General features: G+C 62.3%; 23 protein-coding genes. 4 read left to right on the top strand and 19 right to left on the bottom strand.

Going from position 1 to position 22,316, the window contains the following annotated elements; translation table 11 throughout:
* Nucleotides 1-15: 15 nt before the first annotated feature.
* The 4 genes from F6X39_RS21305 (at nt 16) to F6X39_RS21290 (ending at nt 4,005) form a co-directional block, all read left to right on the top strand.
* Nucleotides 16-732 carry a histidine phosphatase family protein gene (locus F6X39_RS21305; protein WP_187617991.1) on the top strand — a complete coding sequence of 239 codons (717 nt, stop codon included), beginning with the start codon at nt 16-18 and terminating at the stop codon, nt 730-732.
* A gap of 20 nt (nt 733-752) precedes the next feature.
* The gene (locus tag F6X39_RS21300) at nt 753-1,859 is read left to right on the top strand and encodes a phosphotransferase (protein ID WP_187617990.1); all 1,107 of its coding nucleotides are present in this window, start codon (nt 753-755) and stop codon (nt 1,857-1,859) included.
* Between the two features lie 57 nt (nt 1,860-1,916).
* Nucleotides 1,917-3,176 (top strand): acyl-CoA dehydrogenase family protein, encoded by a 1,260-nt coding sequence (locus tag F6X39_RS21295; protein WP_187617989.1) that lies wholly within the window; start codon nt 1,917-1,919, stop codon nt 3,174-3,176.
* Between the two features lie 127 nt (nt 3,177-3,303).
* Nucleotides 3,304-4,005, top strand: coding sequence for a glutathione binding-like protein (locus F6X39_RS21290; RefSeq protein ID WP_187617988.1), 702 nt, complete (start codon nt 3,304-3,306; stop codon nt 4,003-4,005).
* 98 nt (nt 4,006-4,103) lie between these two features.
* Here F6X39_RS21290 and F6X39_RS21285 read toward each other — a convergent pair whose 3' ends face one another.
* The 19 genes from F6X39_RS21285 to nuoE form a co-directional block, all read right to left on the bottom strand.
* Nucleotides 4,104-4,580, bottom strand: coding sequence for a MaoC family dehydratase (locus F6X39_RS21285; protein WP_184028664.1), 477 nt, complete (start codon nt 4,578-4,580; stop codon nt 4,104-4,106).
* Nucleotides 4,577-5,035, bottom strand: a complete 459-nt coding sequence (locus F6X39_RS21280) for a MaoC family dehydratase (RefSeq protein WP_090803790.1) — start codon at nt 5,033-5,035, stop codon at nt 4,577-4,579. Before F6X39_RS21280 ends, F6X39_RS21285 begins: the two co-directional genes overlap by 4 nt.
* Before the next feature lie 33 nt (nt 5,036-5,068).
* Nucleotides 5,069-6,196, bottom strand: coding sequence for an acyl-CoA dehydrogenase family protein (locus F6X39_RS21275; RefSeq protein ID WP_187617987.1), 1,128 nt, complete (start codon nt 6,194-6,196; stop codon nt 5,069-5,071).
* Nucleotides 6,197-6,206: 10 nt separating this feature from the next.
* Entirely contained in the window at nt 6,207-7,403 is a 1,197-nt protein-coding gene (locus tag F6X39_RS21270; protein WP_187617986.1) for an acyl-CoA dehydrogenase family protein, read from the bottom strand.
* Nucleotides 7,404-7,451: 48 nt separating this feature from the next.
* Nucleotides 7,452-7,877, bottom strand: coding sequence for a DUF1178 family protein (locus F6X39_RS21265; protein ID WP_184045929.1), 426 nt, complete (start codon nt 7,875-7,877; stop codon nt 7,452-7,454).
* 216 nt (nt 7,878-8,093) lie between these two features.
* A complete protein-coding gene (locus F6X39_RS21260; protein ID WP_187617985.1) occupies nt 8,094-8,618 on the bottom strand; it encodes a helix-turn-helix transcriptional regulator in 525 nt (174 codons plus the stop codon).
* Nucleotides 8,619-8,692: 74 nt separating this feature from the next.
* Nucleotides 8,693-8,938, bottom strand: a complete 246-nt coding sequence (locus F6X39_RS21255) for a hypothetical protein (RefSeq protein ID WP_187618002.1) — start codon at nt 8,936-8,938, stop codon at nt 8,693-8,695.
* A 305-nt stretch (nt 8,939-9,243) separates the two neighbouring features.
* On the bottom strand, nt 9,244-9,834 hold the full coding sequence (locus tag F6X39_RS21250) for an NUDIX domain-containing protein (protein ID WP_090803782.1): 591 nt from the start codon (nt 9,832-9,834) through the stop codon (nt 9,244-9,246).
* A gap of 45 nt (nt 9,835-9,879) precedes the next feature.
* Nucleotides 9,880-10,176, bottom strand: a complete 297-nt coding sequence (locus F6X39_RS21245; protein ID WP_018420024.1) for a DUF2818 family protein — start codon at nt 10,174-10,176, stop codon at nt 9,880-9,882.
* Nucleotides 10,176-11,648, bottom strand: coding sequence for an NADH-quinone oxidoreductase subunit NuoN (gene nuoN / locus F6X39_RS21240; RefSeq protein WP_187617984.1), 1,473 nt, complete (start codon nt 11,646-11,648; stop codon nt 10,176-10,178). The genes F6X39_RS21245 and nuoN overlap by 1 nt, the downstream gene beginning before the upstream one ends.
* 24 nt (nt 11,649-11,672) lie before the next feature.
* Complete coding sequence (locus F6X39_RS21235; protein ID WP_187617983.1) at nt 11,673-13,163, bottom strand: NADH-quinone oxidoreductase subunit M; 1,491 nt, start codon at nt 13,161-13,163, stop codon at nt 11,673-11,675.
* A gap of 15 nt (nt 13,164-13,178) precedes the next feature.
* Nucleotides 13,179-15,230 (bottom strand): NADH-quinone oxidoreductase subunit L, encoded by a 2,052-nt coding sequence (gene nuoL / locus F6X39_RS21230; protein ID WP_187617982.1) that lies wholly within the window; start codon nt 15,228-15,230, stop codon nt 13,179-13,181.
* A gap of 17 nt (nt 15,231-15,247) precedes the next feature.
* A complete protein-coding gene (gene nuoK, locus F6X39_RS21225; protein WP_006052894.1) occupies nt 15,248-15,553 on the bottom strand; it encodes an NADH-quinone oxidoreductase subunit NuoK in 306 nt (101 codons plus the stop codon).
* Between the two features lie 20 nt (nt 15,554-15,573).
* Nucleotides 15,574-16,266, bottom strand: coding sequence for an NADH-quinone oxidoreductase subunit J (locus tag F6X39_RS21220; RefSeq protein ID WP_187617981.1), 693 nt, complete (start codon nt 16,264-16,266; stop codon nt 15,574-15,576).
* A gap of 190 nt (nt 16,267-16,456) precedes the next feature.
* Nucleotides 16,457-16,945 (bottom strand): NADH-quinone oxidoreductase subunit NuoI, encoded by a 489-nt coding sequence (gene nuoI, locus F6X39_RS21215; protein ID WP_090803773.1) that lies wholly within the window; start codon nt 16,943-16,945, stop codon nt 16,457-16,459.
* A 15-nt stretch (nt 16,946-16,960) separates the two neighbouring features.
* Nucleotides 16,961-18,025, bottom strand: coding sequence for an NADH-quinone oxidoreductase subunit NuoH (gene nuoH, locus F6X39_RS21210; RefSeq protein ID WP_187617980.1), 1,065 nt, complete (start codon nt 18,023-18,025; stop codon nt 16,961-16,963).
* On the bottom strand, nt 18,026-20,359 hold the full coding sequence (nuoG, locus tag F6X39_RS21205; RefSeq protein WP_187617979.1) for an NADH-quinone oxidoreductase subunit NuoG: 2,334 nt from the start codon (nt 20,357-20,359) through the stop codon (nt 18,026-18,028). It lies immediately after the preceding gene.
* A gap of 142 nt (nt 20,360-20,501) precedes the next feature.
* Nucleotides 20,502-21,827 (bottom strand): NADH-quinone oxidoreductase subunit NuoF, encoded by a 1,326-nt coding sequence (gene nuoF / locus F6X39_RS21200; RefSeq protein WP_187617978.1) that lies wholly within the window; start codon nt 21,825-21,827, stop codon nt 20,502-20,504.
* Complete coding sequence (gene nuoE, locus F6X39_RS21195; protein WP_187617977.1) at nt 21,824-22,309, bottom strand: NADH-quinone oxidoreductase subunit NuoE; 486 nt, start codon at nt 22,307-22,309, stop codon at nt 21,824-21,826. The genes nuoF and nuoE overlap by 4 nt, the downstream gene beginning before the upstream one ends.
* Between the last annotated feature and the right edge of the window lie 7 nt (nt 22,310-22,316).

Raw genomic sequence — 22,316 nt, 5'->3', positions numbered from 1 at the left:
AGAGAGCCGCCCGACATGCCCGACTACCAACTGCCGAAACGTCGCCGCATCTTCCTGATGCGTCACGGCGACGTCACCTACTTCGACGACACCGGCCGCGCGATCGATCCCGAAACCGTGCCGCTGAACGCGAACGGCCGCGAGCAGGCAAGCGCGGCGGGCCGCGTGTTCGCCGAACAGCAGGTGCGCTTTGACCGCGTGATCGTCAGCGGCTTGCCGCGCACGATCGAAACCGCGCGGTGCGTGCTTGCCGAAACGGGTCAGCAGATCGAGCCCGAAATCGAGCCCGCGTGGCGAGAAATTCGCGGCGGACGGCTCGGCGGCATCCCGCCGAGCGATATCGAGGCCGCCTTTCTCGGCGTGTTCGACGGCATCGTGCCGGAGAGCATGCGCTTTCTCGACGGCGAAACGATCGGCGAGCTGTTCGATCGCGTTCTGCCGGCCGTCACGGCGCTGCGCGAAGACACGTCGTGGGACACCGCGTTGCTGGTGCTGCACGGCGGCGTCAATCGCGCGATCCTGTCGCACGCGCTGACGGCCGGCGGCCGCACGTTCTTCGGTCATCTGGCGCAGGCGACCGGCTGCATCAATGCGCTCGACGTCGGCGCCGCGCCGCGCGACTGGGTGCTGCGCATGCTCAACTATTCACCGCCGTCGCCGTTGCATCGCGACGTTCGCAACACCACGATGGAAATGCTCTACGCACAATTCATCCGATACCAGCGTAGCTGACACCGAACTGGAGGAGACACATGGCGCAAGCCACGCAGACCGGCGAACCCGCACGCAGACAGGACTACTCGGCTTTCGAGGGCACCCGCCCGGTCAACGAGCGGCAACGCTTCGACAACGACGCGCTCGCCGCGTGGCTGGCCGGACATGTCGACGGATTCGAGGGGCCGCTCACGCTCGAGCAATTCGCGGGCGGACAATCCAATCCCACGTTCAAGCTGATCACGCCGTCGCGCGCGTACGTGATGCGCGCGAAGCCCGGACCCGCGGCGAAGCTGCTGCCGTCCGCGCATGCGATCGAACGCGAATATCGCGTGATGCACGCGCTCGCCGACACCGACGTGCCGGTCGCACGCATGCTCGCGCTGTGCGAGGACGAAAGCGTGATCGGTCGCGCGTTCTACGTGATGGAGTTCGTGGAAGGTCGCGTGCTGTGGGATCAATCGCTGCCCGGCATGACGCCCACCGAGCGCTCGGCGATCTACGACGAAATGAATCGCGTGATCGCGGCGTTGCACAGTGTCGACGCCGCCACCGCCGGCCTCGCCGACTACGGTAAGCCAGGCAATTACTTCGCGCGCCAGATCGGCCGCTGGAGCAAGCAGTATCTGGCGTCCGAGACGGAGCCGATCGACGCGATGCACCGGCTGATCGAATGGCTGCCGCAGCATATGCCGGCCGAAACGAACGAGCGCGTGTCGGTCGTGCATGGCGACTACCGGCTCGACAATCTGATTTTCGATCGCAACGAGCCGCGCGTGCTCGCGGTGCTCGACTGGGAACTGTCGACGCTCGGCGATCCGCTCGCCGACTTTGCTTACCACTGCATGGCGTGGCATGTCGACCCCACGCAGTTCCGCGGCATCGCGGGACTCGATTGGGCCGCGCTCGGCATTCCCGATGAAGCGCGGTACGTCGAGCGCTATTGCCAACGCACCGGTTTCGAGATTCGTGGCGACTGGAATTTCTATCTGGCCTACAACATGTTCCGCATCGCAGCGATCCTGCAAGGGATCATGAAGCGCGTCGTCGACGGTACCGCATCGAACGCGCAGGCGCTCGACGCCGGCCGGCGCGCGAAGCCGATGGCCGAACTCGCCTGGCACTATGCGCAGAAGGTTCTCTAGACACAAGGGCGCGCCCTGCTCCCCATCATTCGCAGTCCGTTACCCGCGAGGTCCAAGATGAATTTCGATTACACCCCGAAGGTCCAGGCGTTGCGCGGAAAACTGCTCGCCTTTTTCGACGAGCACATCTACCCGAACGAACAGGCGTTCTATGCGGAGATCGCGCGCAACCGCCAGAACGGCAACGCATGGGTGCCGACCGAACTGGTCGAGCAACTCAAGCAGAAGGCGCGCGACGCCGGTCTGTGGAATCTGTTCCTGCCGCAATCGGAGCGCGGCGCGGGCCTGACGAATCTCGAATACGCGCCGCTGTGCGAGATCATGGGCCGTGTGCCGTGGGCGCCGGAAGTGTTCAACTGCAACGCGCCGGACACCGGCAACATGGAGACGATCGAGCGCTACGGCAGCGAAGAGAACAAGCGCGAGTGGCTCGAACCGCTGCTGCAAGGGCAGATCCGTTCGGCGTTTCTGATGACGGAGCCAGAGGTCGCGTCGTCGGATGCGACGAACATCCAGACCAGCATCGTGCGCGATGGCGACCATTACGTGATCAACGGTCACAAGTGGTGGTCGTCGGGCGCGGGCGATCCGCGCTGCAAGGTCTATATCGTGATGGGCAAGACCGATCCCGACGCGCCGCGCCATCAGCAGCAGTCGATGATCCTCGTGCCCGCCGACGCCACCGGCATCACCGTGCATCGCCCGCTCACGGTGTTCGGTTACGACGACGCACCGCACGGCCACATGGAGATCACACTCGACAACGTGCGCGTGCCCGCTACCAACATGCTGCTCGGCGAAGGCCGTGGCTTCGAGATCGCGCAAGGCCGTCTCGGCCCGGGACGCATCCACCACTGCATGCGCCTGATCGGTCTCGCCGAACGCGCGCTCGAATTGATGGCGAAGCGCTCGCTGCAGCGTGTCGCGTTCGGCAAGCCGGTGGCGTCGCAAGGGGTCACGCAGGAGCGTCTTGCCGAGGCGCGCTGCATGATCGAGCAGGCGCGTCTGCTCACGCTGAAGACCGCGTACATGATGGATACCGTCGGCAACAAGGGCGCGCGCGGCGAGATCGCGATGATCAAGGTGGTCGCGCCGAACATGGCGTGTCAGGTGATCGACTGGGCGATTCAGGCTCATGGCGGCGGCGGCGTCAGCGACGATTTTCCGCTCGCATATGCCTATGCGTCGGCGCGCACGCTGCGTTTCGCCGACGGCCCCGACGAAGTGCATCGCAACGCGATCGCCAAGCTCGAACTTGCGCGCCATACGGATGCGGGCGCGGCGGCTCGCGTTGAGATGCCGGTCACACGCGTTTGAGTGCTTCGGCTCGGTGTGAGCGTGGGGCCTGAGCCCGCGGCAAGCAGCGTCGCGCGATCTATGCTCTAATTTTCGGCAACGGCGGCGCCCTCTTTGCGGCGCCGCTTCGACGAACAAAGGAGCCAGGATGATCGACGTCTATAGCTGGGCAACCCCGAACGGCCACAAGATTCATATCATGCTCGAGGAAACGGGCCTACCCTACAACGTGCATGCCGTGAACATCGGTGCCGGCGACCAGTTCAAGCCGGAATTTCTCGCCATCAGTCCCAACAACAAGATTCCCGCGATCGTCGATTCCGAAGGTCCGAAAGGCGCCGACGGCCGGCCCTTCGCGCTATTCGAATCGGGCGCGATCCTGATTTATCTGGCCGAGAAAACCGGCAAGTTTCTACCGAACGATCCGGCCGAGCGCTACGCGGCACTGCAATGGCTGATGTTCCAGATGGGCGGCCTCGGTCCGATGCTGGGGCAAACGCATCACTTCCGCGTGTATGCACCCGAGCAGATCGAATACGCGGTCAATCGCTACACCAATGAGGCGCGACGTCTGTACGGCGTGATGGACTCGCAACTCGGCAAGACGCGGTACCTCGCGGGCAACGACTATACGATCGCGGACATCGCCGCGTTTCCGTGGACCCGTTCGTGGAAAAACCAGGGCATCGAGCTCGATACCTTGCCGAACGTGAAGCGCTGGCATGAAGAGATCGCTGCGCGGCCGGCGGTGGTGCGCGGCGTCGACGTGCTGGCGTCGGCGCGCGCGCCGCTGATGGACGACAAGGCGAAAGAGGTGCTGTTTGGCGCGACGCAGTACGCGAAACACTAGTTTCGGCCGTCTCGCTGACGCGGCTCGACACAAACAGAAAGCGCGAGCGGCATGCCTGCCGGCTCGCGCTTTTTCATTTCGTCTGCGAAGGGAAAACGCTAGAAGTAATGCCGCGTGATGAACTCCGCGACGCACACCGGTCGTTCGCTGCCCTGACACTCCAGCGTCACGTTCCACGCGAGTTGCACGCCGCTGTTGTCGACGTCGGTCACCGACTCGACGGCGAACTTCCCGCGCAGCGACGACCCCACGAGTACCGGCGACACGAAACGCACGCGGTTCAAGCCATAGTTGACACCCATGCGCTGCTCGATCTTCACCGTTTTGCCGAGCAGAGCCGGAATCAGCGACAGCGTCAAAAACCCATGCGCGACCGGGCCGCCAAACGGCGATTCGCGTTTGGCCCGCTCGGGATCGATGTGAATCCACTGATGATCGCCGGTTGCCTCGGCGAAACGGTCGACCCTCTCCTGATCGACGCTCAGCCATTCGCTGACGAGCGGCTCGGCGCCAATGAGCGCGCGCAAAGCACCCGCATTGTCGAAAGCGACTAGCGTCGCCGCGCTCGCCGTCATGCCGCCGCTCCCGGATTGCGCAGGCCGAACATGCCGTTCGAGCGCACGGTGATCACCGTTTCGCCGTGCTGATTGATGCCCTCCCAGCGTGTCGACACGATGCCGCGATCCGGCTTGCTCTGCGACACGCGCTTGTCGACGATGACGTTCATCATCGTGATCGTGTCGCCGACTCGTACCGGCTTGAGCCAGCGGATCTCGTCGATCCCGGGCGAACCCATCGATGTCGAATCCGCCAGTACCTTGCGCACGAGCATGCCCATCATTACCGAGCAGGTGTGCCAACCACTCGCGACGAGGCCGCGGAACGGCGATTCGGCCGCGGCGGCTTCGTCGAGATGAAACGGCTGCGGATCGAACTTCTGCGCGAACTCGACAATCTCCTCGCGCGTGAACATGTGCTTGCCGATTTCGCGGCTCGAGCCCACTTCCATGTCTTCGAAACTGATTTTCATCGTGCACCTCCTTTGTCCGGTGGAACGGCCCGATCAGTCTTCGGCGACCGCAAATCCGGGCAGCGTGGCAAACCGCGCGAGATGATGATCGACGTCGCCAAGCGTGGTCTCGATGATCGCGAGGCGCTTGAACAGATGCGCGGCCGCCACTTCGTTCGTGACACCCATGCCGCCGTGCAACTGCACCGCCTGTTGACCAACGAAACGCGCGGCCTGGCCGACCCGAACTTTTGCCGCGGAGATCGCTCGACGGCGCTCGTTCGCGTCTTCACTCGCGTAGCGCATCGCAGCCAGATACGTGATCGAGCGCGCCTGCTCCGCGTGGATCAGCATCTCAACCATGCGATGCTGCAATGCCTGGAAACGCGCGATCGGCTGGCCGAACTGCTGGCGCGTTTTGGTGTACTCGACGGTGGCGTGATTGAGCGCGTCGAGCGCGCCGAGCGCTTCCGCGCACAGCAGCAGCGTGCCGTAGTCGGCGATCTGCTCGAGGGTTGCCGCCCCCGCGTGTTCGCCGGCGAGCCGGCGCGCGGGCGTGCCATTGAATTCGAGCGTCGCGGCGCGTTGACCGTCGATCGTGCGGTACTCGGTGAGCGTGACGCCGGCCGCGTCACGCGCGACGACAAAGAGTGCGATCTCGCCATCGAGGCGCGCCGGCACGATCCAGTGGTCCGCCTGCGCGCCGTGCAGCACGACCGATTTGGTGCCGCTCAGCGTGTGCTGCGCACCCTGCCCGCTCGCGGTCGTCGCGACGTCGAACAGATCGTAGCGCGCATGCGGCTCGTGAAACGCCACGGCCAGCCTGGCTTCGCCCTGGGCCGCCCGTTCGAGCAGCGCGGCATCTTCGCCGTCGCCGGTGCCGGCAAGGCGCAGCGCTTCGATGCCGACCGCGGCCGCCCAAAACGGCTCGACGACGAGCGCGCGGCCGAGCTCCTGCATGACCACGAGCATGTCGATCGGACCACCGTTGAAGCCGCCCTGCGTTTCGGGCACCGGCAACGCGGTCAGCCCCAGTTCGGTGAACGCGGCCCAGTGCACAGCCGATACGCCCGCCTCCGAGCGCACGATCTGCTGGCGCGCTTCGAAGCCGTAGCTCCTGTCGAGATAGCGGCGCAGCGCATCGGCAAATTGCTGTTGTTCGTCGTTGAAAGTGAAGTCCATGCGCCGCTCCTCAAAGTCCGAGAATCATCTGCGCGATGATGTTCTTTTGAATTTCGTTCGAGCCGCCGTAAATCGACGTCTTGCGGAAGTTGAAGTAGTACGCGGCAAGCGGCGCGGCATCGTCGTCGCCGGCAAGACTGTGCTCGCGTTCGCCTTCGAGGAACGGCACGTCGAACGGCGCGGCCAGCGGGCCGATTGCTTCGAACATCAGCTCGGTGAGCCCCTGTTGCACTTCCGTGCCCTTGATCTTCAGCATCGACGCTTCCGGGCCCGGGCCGCGACCGCCCGCCTCGTTGGCTACCACCCGTTGCACGGTGACTTCCAGCGCCATCAACTCGATTTCGAGACTCGCTACCTTCGCCGCGAACACCGGATCGTGCAGCAGCGGCTTGCCGTTCTTTTTCTGATTCAGCGCGACACGCTTCAGAAACGCCAGCTCACGCTTCGACGCTCCGACTCGCGCAATGCCGGTACGCTCGTGGCCGAGCAGATATTTCGCATACGTCCAGCCGCGATTTTCTTCGCCGACGAGATTGTCGACCGGCACTTTGACGTCCTCGAAGAACACCTCGTTGACTTCGTGATCTTCGTCGAGCGTGATGATGGGCCGCACCGTGATGCCCGGGGTTTTCATATCGATCAGCAGGAACGAGATGCCCTCCTGCTTTTTGGCGCCGCTGTCGGTGCGCACGAGGCAGAACATCATGTCGGCGTGCTGGCCGAGCGTGGTCCAGGTCTTCTGGCCGTTGATCACGTAATGATCACCGACGCGCTCCGCGCGGGTGCGCAGCGACGCAAGGTCGGAACCCGATCCCGGTTCCGAGTATCCCTGACACCACCAGTCCGTGCCGTCGAGAATACGCGGCAGATAGTGGCGCTTCTGCGCCTCGTTACCGTACTTCATCAGCACCGGCGCAACCATCGACACACCGAAGGGCAGCACGGAAGGTGCGCCGATACGCGCGCACTCTTCTTCCCAGATATGTCGTTGCGTCGCGTCCCAGCCGGGGCCGCCGTATTCGCGCGGCCACGAGACTGCCGACCAGCCTCGCGTGCCGAGCAGCCTGTGCCAGCTTGCGAAGTCTTCGCGGGAAAGCCGTTTGTGATTGAGAACCTTGTCGCTCAGCTCGCGAGGCAGATTCGCTTCGAGCCAGGCGCGGATGTCGGCGCGGAATGCGTCTTCAGCGGGGGAATAGTCCAGATTCATGCGTAGTGTCTCCTGGCCGCCGCCACCCGGCCGCCTGGAGCCACCGCGCTATTGCAGTGGTTCCTTCAGCGCAGCTGGGACCGGCAGCGGCATCACTTCGATGCCTTCCTCGACCAAGGCACGCGCATCCTCCGGTGTCGTGACACCGCGAATACTGCGCACAGGCGCTTCGTTGTAGTGAATGCGCCGTGCTTCCTCGGCGAAGCGGTCGCCCACGTTCTCCGTCTTCTCCAGTACCTCGCGCAGCGCGCGCATCATGTGCGCCTGCATTTGCTCCACGCCCGCCGGCGCCTTCGAGTCGGTCGCGCCCGACAGATTCAGACGCGGTGCCGAAGGCAAACGGCTCACCTCGTTCGCACCGCAGATCGGACATTCGACGAGCTTGCGGGACTGCTGCGACTCGAAGTCATCGGTCGAAGCGAACCAGCCTTCGAACCGATGGCCATGCGGACACTGTAAATCGAGGACCTTCATGTGGAATCAGGGCTTGCGTGCCAGTTTAGCGCAAAATGGAAATTTGTGAACGATCGTTCGCAAAGCTTTAGAGCCGACGCGCAACCGCCGGTAGCCGCAAGGGAATATGACGCGGGTGGGCGATTTTAACGCTTTACGGCATATGCTGCCGAAGGCGGCCCGGCTAGTAAGCGGTGCCACATCTGCTCCGCTCTACGGCCCGCTTGCGGCGCACTGCTACGCCACGAGATTGCTCAGTTGACAGCTCACACGCGGTTCAATCTGACGGGCCTCCTTCGTCAGATTGATCTGCTTCGCGAGTTTTGCGACATCCGCCACACCGATCTCGATCTCGTACCCGCCGCGCGCGGTCAGCCATTCGAGCACGTCCGCCAGATGCCACACCGATGCACTGCCTTCGTGGACCGGTGACGGGAAGTCGATTGCGTTGTTCAGCATCAGCTTGCGCATGTTTTGCCGCGACACGCCGGCCACCTCGGCCACGTCGGTCAGCCCTACGAAGTCAGGTCCCGCCTCGATCAGCTGCGCGGACGGCACCGCACCTTTCACGTCCTTGAGCGCGCTGGTGACAGCCGCGAGCGCGCTCGCGCCTTCACGGCTGAAAAGCAGCCCGAGGCGGCCGGGTTGCCCGACGCCAATCGTGGCGTCGTCGCACCCCGCTTCGCCCAACCGCTCGACGATTGCGTCTGCATCGCATTCTTCCGCGGCGAGGCGGTATTTCAACGTGAACACATATTCCATACGTTACTCCTGTCTTCGTTGAGCCCAGGTTGTTGCGATTCCTGCTTGATACCTGCGTGATACCTACGAACCCACTAGCGCCGTGCCGTGCAGTTGCCGACGATGCGCCGCAAGTGCCTGGCGTGATTGCCGGCATTCTTCGGCGTACTCCAGACGCTCGATATACAGAACTCCCCGCAACGACATTCGGCGTCTCTGAACGGGCAATGGATTTTTCCCCACGCATGACCTCTTCCGCCGTCCTGAACGCGCCAGCCGTGCTGCTCCGCGTATGCCAATGCGGCCTCGATCTCTTTCTTCATGTGCCTTGCTCGAACCATCGAGACCTCCAATTTAGTCGCTCCAGCACAGGTTGTCAATTGACAACCTGTGCTGGAGCAGAAATGAGACCACTGCGATCTTTAACGTCAGCCATCCAAAACAAAATCGACGACGAATTCGGTGATCGAGAGGTTCATATTAGCCGGCCGCCGGCGCCACGACGAGCCGGCCAGATGGCATAGGAGACGGCTTATTTTTCGAGCCAGAAAGAAACCGGGAAGCCAATGAAAAGCCCCTGCCGGTCATCGACCAACAGGGGCTCCGTTCACCTGCAACGCGGATCAGCTATCGGGCAGACGCGAACTTATACCGTTTCGGGCGCCTCGGTCGGCCACGTACCCGACAGCACTTTCTCGAGCCAGAAGGTACCGATGATCGTCTTCACATCGGTGATCTTGCCCGTGCGCACCCACTCGGATACCTGCTCCACGGTCGCGGTGAAAAGTTCGAGAAACTCGCCTTCATCGAGGTTGCGCTCACCCGCGGTCAAGCCCCGCGCGAGATAGATATCAATGAATTCGGTCGAGTAAGAAATGATCGGGTGAATCCGAGTCAGGTACACGTACTCGCGCGCGGTATAGCCGGTTTCCTCGCGCAGTTCCCGGACCGCGCAGGCCAGCGCGCCCTCGTTCGGGTCGAGCTTGCCGGCCGGATATTCGACCATCACCTTGCCCATCGGATAGCGATACTGACTTTCGAGCAGCACGCGAGCGTCGTCGAACAAGGGGATCACCATGACGGCGCCCGGATGCTGAACGTATTCGCGCGTTGCCTGTTTGCCGTCGGGCAGTCGGACCGTATCGTACTTGACAGTCATGAACGGTCCTTGATGGACCGTCTTGCTGTCGATACAAGTCTCGGTTAGCGCGGCGTCGTGATTGGGAAGCTCAGCCATGTGCGGACCTCAGAACAGCCAGGCGCGCGCGACGGCGGGACGCCGTCAGCGGCGTTTGACGAGATATTGGAAGGTAAAGCCGGGGAAAGCGAACACGACGAACAGCGCGAACGTGATCGCGTAGAACTGCCAGCCCTGCTCGAAGCGATTTCCCGCGCGCGCTTCGAGCAAAAAGCCCAGCGCGCCGACCACGAAATACAGCACGATCAATTCGGCAATCCGGAGCCAGGCGCTTTTCTTCGCCGCTTTCAACGGCACCGCGGCGAAGAGGCGCTGATTCAGGAACGGCAGGTTGGCGCCGACCAGCGCCAACAGCACGATAAACCAGCCCGCAGCGGACATCAGAGCAGCAGCGTGTGCTGGATCGCCTGCAAGCAGGCGCGCAACAGCGGATCCGGCACGATACCGAGCACCAGCACGGCGACGCCGTTCAACGCGAGCAACGCGCGCGTGCTCGTGTCCGCCACGATCGGCGACTTGTCTTGCGGCTCGTCGAAGTACATCAGCTTGACGATACGCAGGTAGTAGAACGCGCCGAACAGCGACGTGATCACGGCGAGCACGGTGAGCCAGGTCAGGCCGGCGTTCATCGTCGCTTGCAGCACGGCGAGCTTCGCATAGAAGCCGACTGCCGGCGGAATACCCGCGAGCGAGAACATCATGATCATCATCACGAACGCGAATACCGCGCTGCGCTGATTGAGGCCCTTGAAGTCCTCCAGCGTGTCCGCTTCGAAGTCGCGGCGCGCGAGCAGCATGATGACGCCGAAGGTGCCGAGCGTCGTGATCAGGTAGACGATGCTGTAGAACATCGCCGAGCCGTACGCGTTCGCGGCGCCCGTGGTCTTCTGGTCGACCACGCCGGCGAGCAGGCCGAGCAGCACGAAGCCCATGTTCGAGATCGCCGAATACGCGAGCATCCGCTTGACGTTGCGCTGCACGATCCCGGTGATGTTGCCGACGATCAGCGACAGCGCCGCCAGAATCACCAGCATCTGCTGCCATTCGACCGCCAGCGGCAGCAGGCCCATCACGAGGAAACGCAGACCCCACGCGAACGCCGCGACCTTCGGGCCGCCGCCGACGATGAGCGTCATCGCCGTCGGTGCGCCCTGGTACACGTCAGGCACCCACATATGGAACGGCACCGCACCCATCTTGAACGCCACGCCCGCCACGATGAAGATGACGCCGAACAGCAGCACGGTCGGATCGTAGTGGCTCGTGCTGATCGCCTTGAACACTTCGTTCAGGTCGAGCGAGCCGGTCGCGCCATACAGCATCGAAACACCGTACAGCAGGAAGCCGGAAGCCAGCGCGCCGAGCACGTAGTACTTCATCGCCGCTTCGTTCGACGACGCCACTTCGCGACGCAGCGCGATCACCGCGTACAGCGACAGCGACATCAGTTCCAGACCGAGATACAGCGTCAGGAAGTTATTGCCCGAGATCATCACGATCTGGCCGAGCAGCGAGAACATGCCGAGCAGGAAGAAGTCGCCGCGGAACAGGCTACGGTCTTCGAGGTAGCGACGCGAATAAACGATCGTCACCGCATAGCCGAGCGACACCACTGCCTTCATCACATTGGCGAACGGATCGACCACGTACATGTGATCGAAGAAGTAATGCACTTGCGGGTCGAACGCATTGATCGCGAACCAGATCCCGGCGACGAGCGTCGAGTAGAACGCGATGAAATACGTGGTACGGCGACCCTCCTGGCCGACGAACGTGTCGTTGAGCCACGCGATGACAATGGCGAGCATCACCAGTGCGTCGGGCAACAGAGCAGTCATAGGGGCGTTTTGCATGGTCTTAAATTCCTCCGCTCGTCGTTACTGAGGCAACGGCAGCTTCGATTGGGCAACGTGGGAGAGGAGGTTTTCCACGGATACGTGCATCACATCGGTAAAGGGCTTCGGGTACAGGCCCATGAACAGCGTCAGTGCGGCGAGCACAGCCAGCATGAAAAATTCGCGACGGTCGATGTCGAGCAGGTTCTTCACGTGGTCGTTCGCGACCGCGCCGAAGTACACGCGCTTGTACATCCACAGCGTGTAGGCCGCGCCGAGAATCAGCGTGACTGCCGCGCCACTCGCGATCCAGAAGTTGTACTGGACGGAAGCCAGAATCACCATGAATTCGCCGACGAAACCGGAAGTGCCCGGCAAGCCGCAATTCGCCATCGCGAACAGCATCACGAACGCCGCGAACTTCGGCATCACGTTGACGACGCCGCCGTAATCGGCGATCTGACGCGAGTGCATGCGGTCGTACAGTACGCCGATGCACAGGAACATCGCGCCCGACACGAAACCGTGCGAGATCATCTGCACGATCGCGCCTTCCGCGCCGAGCTGATTGAAGATAAAGAAGCCGAGCGTGACAAAACCCATGTGCGCGATCGACGAATACGCGACCAGTTTCTTCATGTCGGCCTGCACCATCGCGACGAGACCGATGTAGATCACCGCGATCAGCGACAGCGTGATGACGACCGGTGCGAGGAGATGGCTCGCATCAGGCGTGATCGGCAGCGAGAAGCGCAGGAAACCGTACGCACCGAGCTTCAGCATGATCGCGGCCAGCACGACCGAGCCGCCGGTCGGCGCTTCCACGTGCGCGTCCGGCAACCACGTGTGCACCGGCCACATCGGCACCTTCACCGCGAAGGCCAGGAAGAACGCGATAAACAGTAGCACCTGCGGCGTCATCGCTATCTGCGCGTGCTGCCACGTGGCGATGTCGAACGAGCCGGTCTGGTTGTACAGATAGATCAGCGCAACCAGCATCAGCAGCGAGCCCGCCAGCGTGTACAGGAAGAACTTGAATGCCGCGTACACGCGGTTCGCCCCGCCCCACACGCCGATGATGATGTACATCGGGATCAGCGTCGCTTCGAAGAACACGTAGAACAACAGGCCGTCGGCCGCGCTGAACACGCCGACCATGATGCCCGACAGGATCAGGAAGGCCGCGAGGTACTGGCCGACGTTCTTCGTGATCACTTCCCACGCCGCGATCACGACGATCACCGTGATCAACGCGGTCAACGCAACGAACCACATCGAAATGCCGTCCACGCCGAGGTGATACGTGATGTGGAAGCGCTCGATCCAGTTCGCCTGCTCGACGAACTGCAGCTCGGCGGTGCTCGAATCGAAGCTGGTGATCAGTGGCAGCGTGACGAGGAAGCTCAGAACCGAGCCGATTAGTGAAATCCAGCGCGCGGGGGCGGGGTTCTCGTCGTTGCCGATCGCGAGGACCAGCAGACCGAAGAAGATCGGCAACCAGATCGCGATGCTCAGAATCGGATAAGCGTGCATGGGTGTCCCTCGCCTTTATTTGCCGCCGAGCGTTACGAACAGGGTCAGGAGCCCCAGCATGCCAATGATCATGGCGAACGCGTAGTGGTAGATGTAGCCGGATTGGAGGAAGCGGATCACGCTCGCGAACCAGCCGATAAAGCGTGCGCTGCCGTTGACGATGCCGTCGATCACGACCACGTCGCCTTCCTTCCACAGACCCCGGCCAATGGCCACCGCGCCTCGCGCAAACACGACTTCGTTGATCTTGTCCATGTAGTACTTGTTATCGAGCAACGTGTAGATCGGGCCGAATGCGCGCTTGATGACAGCGGGCAGATCCGGACGGACCAGATACAGGAACCATGCGACCACCACGCCTGCGAGCGCGAGCCACACAGGCAGGCCCGACACCGAGTGCAGACCCATCGATGCCCAGCCATGGAATTCTTCGGCCATCTCGTGCAGCGCCGGATGGCTCTCGCTGATGTAGATCACCTTGTCGAACGCGACGCCGTGCTGGAAGAAGTCGCCGAACAACATCGGACCGACGCCGATCGCGCCGATCACGATCGACGGAATCGCCAGCAGCACGAGCGGCACCCACACGACCCACGGCGTTTCGTGCGGCTCGTGAGCGTGGTCGTCGTGACCATGACCATGGTCGTCATGCCCATGCGACTCGGCCTCCGCGCCCATCGGTGATTCCGGGTGCTTCGGATTACGGAAGCGCTCCTCACCGTGGAACACCATGAAATACATACGGAACGAATACAACGCGGTCACGAACACGCTTGCGACCACCGCGAAGTACGCGAAACCCGAGCCCGGCAGATGCGACAGCTTCACCGCGTCGATGATCGAGTCTTTCGAGTAGAAGCCCGAGAAGAACGGCGTGCCGATCAGCGCGAGCGAACCGATCAGCGACGTGATCCACGTAATCGGCATGTACTTGCGCAGGCCGCCCATGTTGCGCATGTCCTGATCGTGATGCATGCCGATGATCACCGAACCCGCGCCGAGGAACAGCAGCGCCTTGAAGAACGCGTGCGTCATCAGGTGAAACACGGCGACCGAATATGCCGACGCGCCGAGCGCGACCGTCATGTAACCGAGCTGCGACAGCGTGGAATAAGCGACCACACGCTTGATGTCGTTCTGGACGATCCCGAGGAAACCCATGAACAGCGCGGTAATCGCACCGATGACCATGACGAACGACAGCGCCGTATCCGACAGTTCGAAGAGCGGCGACATGCGCGTGACCATGAAGATACCGGCCGTCACCATGGTCGCCGCGTGAATCAGCGCGGAGATCGGCGTCGGGCCTTCCATCGAGTCCGGCAGCCACACGTGCAGCGGGAACTGAGCCGACTTACCCATCGCGCCGATGAACAGGCAGATGCAAGCCACCGTCAGCAGGCCCCAGTCGGTACCCGGGAAGTTCAGCGCCGCGAGTTCGGTACGCTTCGCGAAGACTTCGCCGTAGTTCATAGAGCCGGCGAACGCGAACAGCAAACCGATGCCGAGCAGGAAACCGAAGTCGCCGACGCGGTTCACGATGAACGCCTTCATGTTCGCGTAGATCGCGCTCTCACGCTTGAAGTAGAAGCCGATCAGCAGGTACGACATGAGACCCACCGCTTCCCAGCCGAAGAACAGCTGCAGGAAGTTGTTGCTCATCACGAGCATCAGCATCGAGAACGTGAACAGCGAGATGTACGAGAAGAAGCGCTGGTAGCCGTCGTCGTCGGCCATGTAGCCGATCGTGTAGATATGCACCATCAGCGACACGAAGTTCACCACGCAGATCATCATCGCGGTCAGCGAGTCGACCAGGAAACCGACTTCAAGCTGGGTCTTGCCGATTGACATCCATTGATAAATGGTAGCGTTGAAGCTCGCGCCGTCCATCACCTGGAAAAAGACCATGACCGACAGGATGAACGAAATCGCGACGCCGAGGATCGTGACCGAATGCGCACCCGCCCGCCCTATCGCCTTGCCGAACAGCCCCGCAATCAGGGAACCAGCGAGCGGTGCCAGCGGAATTGCCAACAGCAGGTTTTCATTGAGTATCGTGGACATAACCGCTTTTCCTGAAATTAACCTTTGAGCTGATCGAGATCCTCGACATTGATCGTGTCGAGACTACGGAACAGGGTCACCAGAATTGCGAGACCGATCGCCGCTTCGGCTGCCGCAACCGTCAGCACGAAGAAGACGAAAATCTGGCCATGCACGTCGCCCAGGTAGTGCGAGAACGCGACGAAATTGGTGTTCACCGCGAGCAGCATCAGTTCGATCGCCATCAGGATGATGATGACGTTGCGGCGGTTCAGGAAAATGCCGACGATGCTGATCGCAAACAGGATCGCGCCGAGGACAAGGTAATGGGCAAGGGTCAACATGATTTCTATCTCCTGTCCGCTCAGCTGTTCTTGGCCGGCGCCGAGTCGGCTGCTGCTGCAGCTGCCGCGGCAGCCGCCTGTTCCGCAGCGAGGGTCGCCGCGGTTTTCTCTGACGGCATCTTCACAACGCGCACGCGGTCCTGCACGCGCACCTTGACCTGTGCGCTGACGTTCTGACGCTTGCTGTCCTTCTTGTGGCTCGTGGTCAGCGCGATCGCCGCGATGATGGCAACCAGCAGGATCAGGCCGGCAATTTCGAACGCGAAGATGTAGTCGGTATAGATGACCTTGCCGATCAGGCGCGTGTTCGACCAGTCGCCCATGCCAGCGGCAGCCGCGGCCGTGTCACGCAGCGCCGTGGTGGTCGCGCCGTAGCCGTGCCACAGGATCAGCGCGGTTTCGATCACGATGATCGCGCCCACCGCCGAGGCCATCGGCACGAAGCGTTTGAAGTCCTTGCGCAGCACGTCGAGATTGACGTCCAGCATCATCACGACGAACAGGAACAGCACCATCACCGCGCCGACGTAGACCAGCACCAGCAGGATCGCGAGGAACTCGGCTTCCAGCAGCATCCAGATCGCCGCTGCGTTGAAGAACGCCAGCACGAGAAACAGTGCGGACGACACCGGGTTGCGCGAGGTGATCACCTTCAGCCCTGAAACCACCAGGAGCAGCGCGAAGATGTAGAACAGTACGGTCGTGAATTCCATGATTACCGGTTCATCGTTAGGCCATCGTCAGGCATTGTTCTTTGGCACCCGTGGCTGGCAAAAGCGGACGAAACCGCCAGAACCGCCACACAGGTGCGCCGTGCCGCGGCGTTCAGGCCGCGGCGGTCGGCCCGACAGCAGGCCGTGTTACTGCTTTTACTGCCGCATTTGCTGCAAGCGGGAAAACGCTTCAACGATACGGTGCGTCGGCTGCCTTGTTGGCGGCGATTTCTGCTTCGTAGCGGTCGCCAACGGCCAGCAGCATTTCCTTCGTGAAGTAAAGGTCGCCGCGCTTCTCGCCGTGATACTCGAGAATGTGCGTCTCGACGATCGAATCGACCGGGCAGCTTTCTTCGCAGAAACCGCAGAAGATGCACTTGGTCAGGTCGATGTCGTAGCGCGTCGTGCGGCGCGTGTTGTCCGCGCGCGTTTCCGATTCGATTGTGATCGCGAGCGCCGGGCACACTGCTTCGCACAGCTTGCACGCGATGCAGCGCTCTTCGCCGTTTTCATAGCGGCGCAGCGCATGCAGACCGCGGAAACGCGGCGAGATCGGGGTCTTCTCTTCAGGGAACTGCACGGTGATCTTGCGCTGGAACGCGTAGCGTCCGGTCAGCGCGAGGCCTTTCAGCAGTTCCGTGAGGAAGAAAGTCTTGAAGAAGTTTTGGATTGCGGTCATAGGTTCGTCCGCCCTTTATTTCCAGATGTTCAACGGCGACATGATCCAGAAGCCGACCACCACGAGCCACACCACGCAGACCGGAATGAAAACCTTCCAGCCGAGACGCATGATCTGGTCATAGCGATAGCGCGGGAACGTGGCACGCGCCCAGATGAACACCGACAACAGCAAGAAAACCTTGGCGACGAGCCAGACGATGCCCGGGATAAACGACAGGAACCCGAACGGGGCGCTCCAGCCGCCGAGGAACAGTGTTGCAGCCAATGCCGAGATCACGATCATGTTGATGTACTCGGCGAGGAAGAACAGCGCGAACGCCATACCCGAGTAATCGATCATGTGGCCCGCGACGATTTCCGATTCGCCCTCCACCACGTCGAACGGGTGGCGGTTCGTTTCGGCGATGCCGGAGATGAAGTACACGACGAACATCGGCAGCAGCGGCAGCCAGTTCCAGGACAGGAAGTTCAGGCCGTGCGAGGCGAAGAAGCCCTGCTCCTGCGAGCCGACGATGCCCGACAGGTTCAGCGTGCCAGCCGTCATCAGCACGACCACCAGCGCAAAGCCCATCGAGATTTCGTACGAGACCATCTGCGCGGCGGCGCGCATCGCGCCGAGGAACGCGTACTTCGAGTTCGACGCCCAGCCGGCCAGAATCACGCCATACACGCCGATCGACGAGATCGCCATCGCGTATAGCAGACCCGCGTTGATGTCACCGAGCACCGCGCCCGCCTGGAAAGGAATCACCGCCCAGACCGCGAAGGCCGGCACCACCACCATGATCGGCGCGATCACGTAGATCCAGCGGCTTGCCTGAGCGGGCTGGATCACTTCCTTCAGCAGCAGTTTCAGCACGTCGGCGATCGGCTGCAAGAGCCCGGCGGGACCGACGCGGTTCGGACCGAGACGCACATGCATCCAGCCGATCAGCTTGCGCTCCCACAGAATCAGGTAAGCGACGCACAGCAGGATCGCGACGGCCACCACCAGGATGCGCACGAGCGCCCACACCGTGGGCCATGCCACACCGAGAAGTTGGGCGCCGCCCGAGTTGATCGTATCGAACAAGCTCATTTACGCCTTCTCCACCACCAGTTCACCGAACAGGCTGCCCAGCGCTGCACCGGCAGGCGTAGCCGCCGATACGCGGACGACCGTCTCCGCAAGATTCGCATCGCGCACGGCCGGCAACTGCACCGCTTGCTCGCCCTGACGAACGCGCACCGCGTCGCCCTCTTTCAAACCCAGTTTGTCGAACAGCGCAGCGGGCAGGCCGACCGAATTCGCCGTACGGGCCGCCGCGGTCAGATGCAGCGACTCCGCGCGACGCACGAGCGCATCGGCATGATAGATCGGCACGTTCGCGAGACGCTCGAACTTGCCTTCCGCCGCCTTCGCGGCCTGGCCGCGCGTCACCGCGACACTAGTGCGGTTCGATAGACGCGACTTCAGCTCGCCGTCGCCGAGCGCGGCCGCACGCACTTCTTCGACCGTGTCGTATTCGAAACCCGGCGCGCCGAGCAGGCTGCCCAGCACGCGCAACACCTTCCAGGCCGGACGCGTGTCGCCGAGCGGACGCACGACGCCGTTGAACGCCTGCACCGTGCCTTCGGCATTGACGAACGTACCGCCCGATTCGGTGAATGGCGCGATCGGCAGCAGCACGTCGGCATAGTCGGCGCCGGTCTGGAACGGCGACATCACGACGACCATTTCGGCCTGCTTCAGCGCCGCAAGCGCCCGCGCCGGATTGGCCGTGTCGAATTCCGGCTCGAGATTCAACAGCAGATAGCCTTTGCGCGGCTGCTCGAACACTTCGCGCGCGTTCAGACCGCCTTCGCCCGGCAGCGCGTTCACGAGGTGCGCGCCGACCGTGTTGGCCGCTTCGGTCAGGAAACCGAGCGTTGCACCGGTTGCCTCGGCAATCCATTGCGCCGCGGCGTGGATCGCCGCGAAGTCCGGATGACGGACCGCTTCGTTACCGAGCAGCACGACGCGGCGCTCGCCGGTAGTCAGCGATTTCGCTATCTGCTTGTGCGCGTCCGTCGGCTGCGTGCCCGCGAATGCTTCCGGCAGCGCGACGCCCTTCGCTTCGCCCACCGCGCCGGCGATGCCTGCCAACACCTCGAGCCATGCCGACGGAGCCGCGACCACGCGTTGCGCCTGAGGGATCATCGCGTCGTCGTTGGTGGCCTGGAGCAGCGTAAGTGCCGAACCGCCTCGTGCGACCTGGCGCAAACGCGCGGCGAACAGCGGATGGTCACGGCGCAGATCCGAGCCGATCACGAGCGCCGCATCGACGTTCGACAGATCGGCGATCGTGCCGCCGAGCCACGGCGCGCCAGTAACGGGCGCCGAGAAATCCGACTGACGCAGACGGAAGTCGACGTTCGGCGTGCCGACCGCTTGCGCGATCTGCTTCAACAGGAACAGTTCTTCGACGGTGCTGTGCGCGCTCGACAGTGCGGCAAGCGCGTTCGCGCCGTGGTCACTGTTGATGCCCTTCAGACCCTTGACCACGTATTCGAGCGCGGTCTGCCAGTCGGTTTCGACCCACTGGCCGCCTTGCTTGAGCATCGGTTTGGTCAGACGCTCGGGGCTGTTCAGGCCTTCGTACGAGAAGCGGTCCTTGTCCGAGATCCAGCACTCGTTGATCGCTTCGTTTTCGAACGGCAGAACGCGCATCACGCGATTGTTCTTCACCTGCACGATGAGGTTCGCACCGACGGAATCGTGCGGGCTCACCGATTTGCGGCGTGACAGCTCCCACGTACGGGCGCTGTAGCGGAACGGCTTGCTCGTGAGCGCGCCGACCGGGCACAGGTCGATCATGTTGCCCGACAGCTCGGAGTCGACCGTCTTGCCGACGAACGACGTGATTTCCGCATGCTCGCCGCGACCCAGCATGCCGAGTTCCATCACCCCGGCGATTTCCTGGCCGAAGCGAACGCAACGCGTGCAGTGAATGCAGCGCGACATCTCTTCCATCGAGATCAGCGGACCCACGTTCTTGTGGAACACCACGCGCTTTTCTTCGCTATAGCGTGACGACGACTTGCCGTAACCAACGGCCAGATCCTGCAACTGGCATTCGCCACCCTGATCGCAGATCGGGCAGTCGAGCGGATGGTTGATCAGCAGGAATTCCATCACGGCTTGCTGGCCTTTCACCGCCTTGTCCGACCTGGTGCGCACGATCATGCCAGCCGACACCGGGGTCGCGCACGCGGGCACGGCCTTCGGCATCTTCTCGACATCGACCAGACACATCCGGCAGTTGGCCGCAATCGACAGCTTCTTGTGATAGCAGAAGTGAGGAATGTAGGTGTCGACCTTATGCGCAGCCTGGATCACCATGCTGCCTTCAGGCACCTCGACTTTCTTGCCGTCTATTTCCAGTTCAACCATGATGGTCAATCTTCCTTAACCTGTTACCGCTCAATCGTTCGCCTGTTCATCGCCCGCTTCGGGCCATGAATCCTGCGGTTGAGGTGTTCGTCTGGTAGTTATCCGTCAGCCGAACCTGGCGGGCCGACTCAGGCAGCCACCGTCAGGCAGCCACTGTTTCGGGCGCCGCCGTGCCGGCATGGCCGCCGACGAGGCAATGCTTGTGGGCGACGTGATATTCGAATTCGTCCCAGTAGTGCTTGAGCATGCCCCGAACCGGCATCGCGGCCGCGTCGCCGAGCGCGCAGATCGTGCGGCCCATGATGTTTTCCGCGACGGAGTTCAGCAGATCCAGATCTTCCTGGCGGCCGAGACCATGCTCGATACGATGCACGACGCGATACAGCCAGCCCGTGCCTTCACGGCAAGGCGTGCATTGACCGCACGACTCTTCGTAATAGAAGTACGACAGGCGCAGCAGCGAGCGCACCATGCAGCGCGTCTCGTCCATCACGATCACTGCGCCCGAGCCGAGCATCGAGCCGGCCTTCGCGATCGAGTCGTAATCCATGTCGGTCTGCATCATCATCTCGCCCGGAATCACCGGCGCCGACGAACCACCAGGAATCACAGCCTTGATCTTCTTGCCGCCACGCATGCCGCCGGCGAGTTCCATCAGCGTCGCGAACGGCGTGCCGAGCGGAATTTCGTAGTTGCCCGGACGCTCGACGTCGCCCGACACCGAGAAAATCTTCGTGCCGCCGTTGTTCGGCTTGCCGATTTCAAGGTAATTCTGCGGGCCGATGGCGAGCAGGAACGGCACCGCCGCGAACGTTTCGGTGTTGTTGATCGTGGTCGGCTTGCCGTACACGCCAAAGCTCGCCGGGAACGGCGGCTTGAAGCGCGGCTGCCCCTTCTTGCCCTCGATCGATTCGAGCAGCGCGGTTTCTTCGCCACAGATGTACGCGCCGTAACCGTGATGCGCATGCAGCTCAAACGAAAAGCCAGAGCCCATGATGTTGTCGCCGAGGAACCCGGCGCGGCGAGCTTCTTCCAACGCTTCTTCGAAGCGCTTATAGACTTCCCAGATTTCGCCGTGAATATAGTTGTAGCCGACCGTGATGCCCATCGCGTACGCGCCGATCGCCATACCTTCGATCAGCGAATGCGGATTGAAGCGCAGAATGTCGCGGTCCTTGAACGTACCCGGCTCGCCCTCGTCCGAATTACAGACGAGGTACTTCTGGCCCGGGAACTGACGCGGCATGAAGCTCCACTTCAGACCGGTCGGGAAGCCCGCGCCGCCGCGGCCGCGCAGACCCGACGCCTTGACGTCGGCGATCACCTGCTCGGGCGCGATCTTTTCTTCCAGGATGCGGCGCAGCTGGGCGTAACCGCCGCGAGCCACATAGTCTTCGAGATGCCAGTTGTCGCCGTTCAGTCCGGCGAGAATCAGCGGTTTGATGTGACGATCGTGTAAAGCCGTCATTTCGAAAGTTCCTCGAGCAGCTGGTCGATCTTCTCGCGGCTCATGAAGCTGCACATGCGTTGGTTGTTCACCAGCATCACCGGCGCGTCGCCGCACGAACCCATGCACTCACCCTCTTTCAGCGTGAATTTGCCATCGGGCGTGGTTTCGCCGAAGTCGATGCCGAGCCTCTGCTTCAGGTATTCAGCGGCGCTTTCGGAACCGCCGTCCGGGCCGAGCTGGCACGGCAGGTTCGTACAGAGCGTGATCTTGAACTTGCCGACCGGCGAGGTCTCATACATCGTGTAGAAGGTCGCTACCTCCTGCACGGCGATTGCCGGCATGCAGAGATAATCCGCGACGAACTGCATGAGTTCGGGCGACAGCCAGCCATGCTCCGTTTGAGCAATGGCCAACGCCGACATCACGGCGGACTGTTTCTGATCCGCGGGGTACTTTGCGACCGCACGATCGATTTCTTTCAGGCCTTCAGCTGAGATCATTTTCAGA

It is taken from the genome of Paraburkholderia sp. UCT2, assembly GCF_014397665.1.
GTDB lineage: Bacteria > Pseudomonadota > Gammaproteobacteria > Burkholderiales > Burkholderiaceae > Paraburkholderia > Paraburkholderia tuberum.
Note: the sequence above shows the minus strand (reverse complement) of the source record. Positions and strands in the feature narration are given on the sequence as shown.

Coding starts and splice junctions, on each gene's coding strand:
- F6X39_RS21290 (WP_187617988.1), top strand. CDS start 3,304: ATGATCGACGTCTATAGCTGGGCAACCCCGAACGGCCACAAGATTCAT.
- nuoF (WP_187617978.1), bottom strand. CDS start 21,827: ATGACGGCTTTACACGATCGTCACATCAAACCGCTGATTCTCGCCGGA.
- F6X39_RS21260 (WP_187617985.1), bottom strand. CDS start 8,618: ATGGAATATGTGTTCACGTTGAAATACCGCCTCGCCGCGGAAGAATGC.
- nuoI (WP_090803773.1), bottom strand. CDS start 16,945: ATGACCGCAATCCAAAACTTCTTCAAGACTTTCTTCCTCACGGAACTG.
- F6X39_RS21255 (WP_187618002.1), bottom strand. CDS start 8,938: ATGGTTCGAGCAAGGCACATGAAGAAAGAGATCGAGGCCGCATTGGCA.
- nuoG (WP_187617979.1), bottom strand. CDS start 20,359: ATGGTTGAACTGGAAATAGACGGCAAGAAAGTCGAGGTGCCTGAAGGC.
- nuoL (WP_187617982.1), bottom strand. CDS start 15,230: ATGTCCACGATACTCAATGAAAACCTGCTGTTGGCAATTCCGCTGGCA.
- F6X39_RS21245 (WP_018420024.1), bottom strand. CDS start 10,176: ATGTCCGCTGCGGGCTGGTTTATCGTGCTGTTGGCGCTGGTCGGCGCC.
- F6X39_RS21295 (WP_187617989.1), top strand. CDS start 1,917: ATGAATTTCGATTACACCCCGAAGGTCCAGGCGTTGCGCGGAAAACTG.
- nuoK (WP_006052894.1), bottom strand. CDS start 15,553: ATGTTGACCCTTGCCCATTACCTTGTCCTCGGCGCGATCCTGTTTGCG.
- F6X39_RS21305 (WP_187617991.1), top strand. CDS start 16: ATGCCCGACTACCAACTGCCGAAACGTCGCCGCATCTTCCTGATGCGT.
- nuoN (WP_187617984.1), bottom strand. CDS start 11,648: ATGCAAAACGCCCCTATGACTGCTCTGTTGCCCGACGCACTGGTGATG.
- nuoE (WP_187617977.1), bottom strand. CDS start 22,309: ATGATCTCAGCTGAAGGCCTGAAAGAAATCGATCGTGCGGTCGCAAAG.
- F6X39_RS21300 (WP_187617990.1), top strand. CDS start 753: ATGGCGCAAGCCACGCAGACCGGCGAACCCGCACGCAGACAGGACTAC.
- F6X39_RS21220 (WP_187617981.1), bottom strand. CDS start 16,266: ATGGAATTCACGACCGTACTGTTCTACATCTTCGCGCTGCTCCTGGTG.
- F6X39_RS21285 (WP_184028664.1), bottom strand. CDS start 4,580: ATGACGGCGAGCGCGGCGACGCTAGTCGCTTTCGACAATGCGGGTGCT.
- F6X39_RS21270 (WP_187617986.1), bottom strand. CDS start 7,403: ATGAATCTGGACTATTCCCCCGCTGAAGACGCATTCCGCGCCGACATC.
- F6X39_RS21280 (WP_090803790.1), bottom strand. CDS start 5,035: ATGAAAATCAGTTTCGAAGACATGGAAGTGGGCTCGAGCCGCGAAATC.
- F6X39_RS21265 (WP_184045929.1), bottom strand. CDS start 7,877: ATGAAGGTCCTCGATTTACAGTGTCCGCATGGCCATCGGTTCGAAGGC.
- F6X39_RS21275 (WP_187617987.1), bottom strand. CDS start 6,196: ATGGACTTCACTTTCAACGACGAACAACAGCAATTTGCCGATGCGCTG.
- F6X39_RS21235 (WP_187617983.1), bottom strand. CDS start 13,163: ATGCACGCTTATCCGATTCTGAGCATCGCGATCTGGTTGCCGATCTTC.
- F6X39_RS21250 (WP_090803782.1), bottom strand. CDS start 9,834: ATGGCTGAGCTTCCCAATCACGACGCCGCGCTAACCGAGACTTGTATC.
- nuoH (WP_187617980.1), bottom strand. CDS start 18,025: ATGAGCTTGTTCGATACGATCAACTCGGGCGGCGCCCAACTTCTCGGT.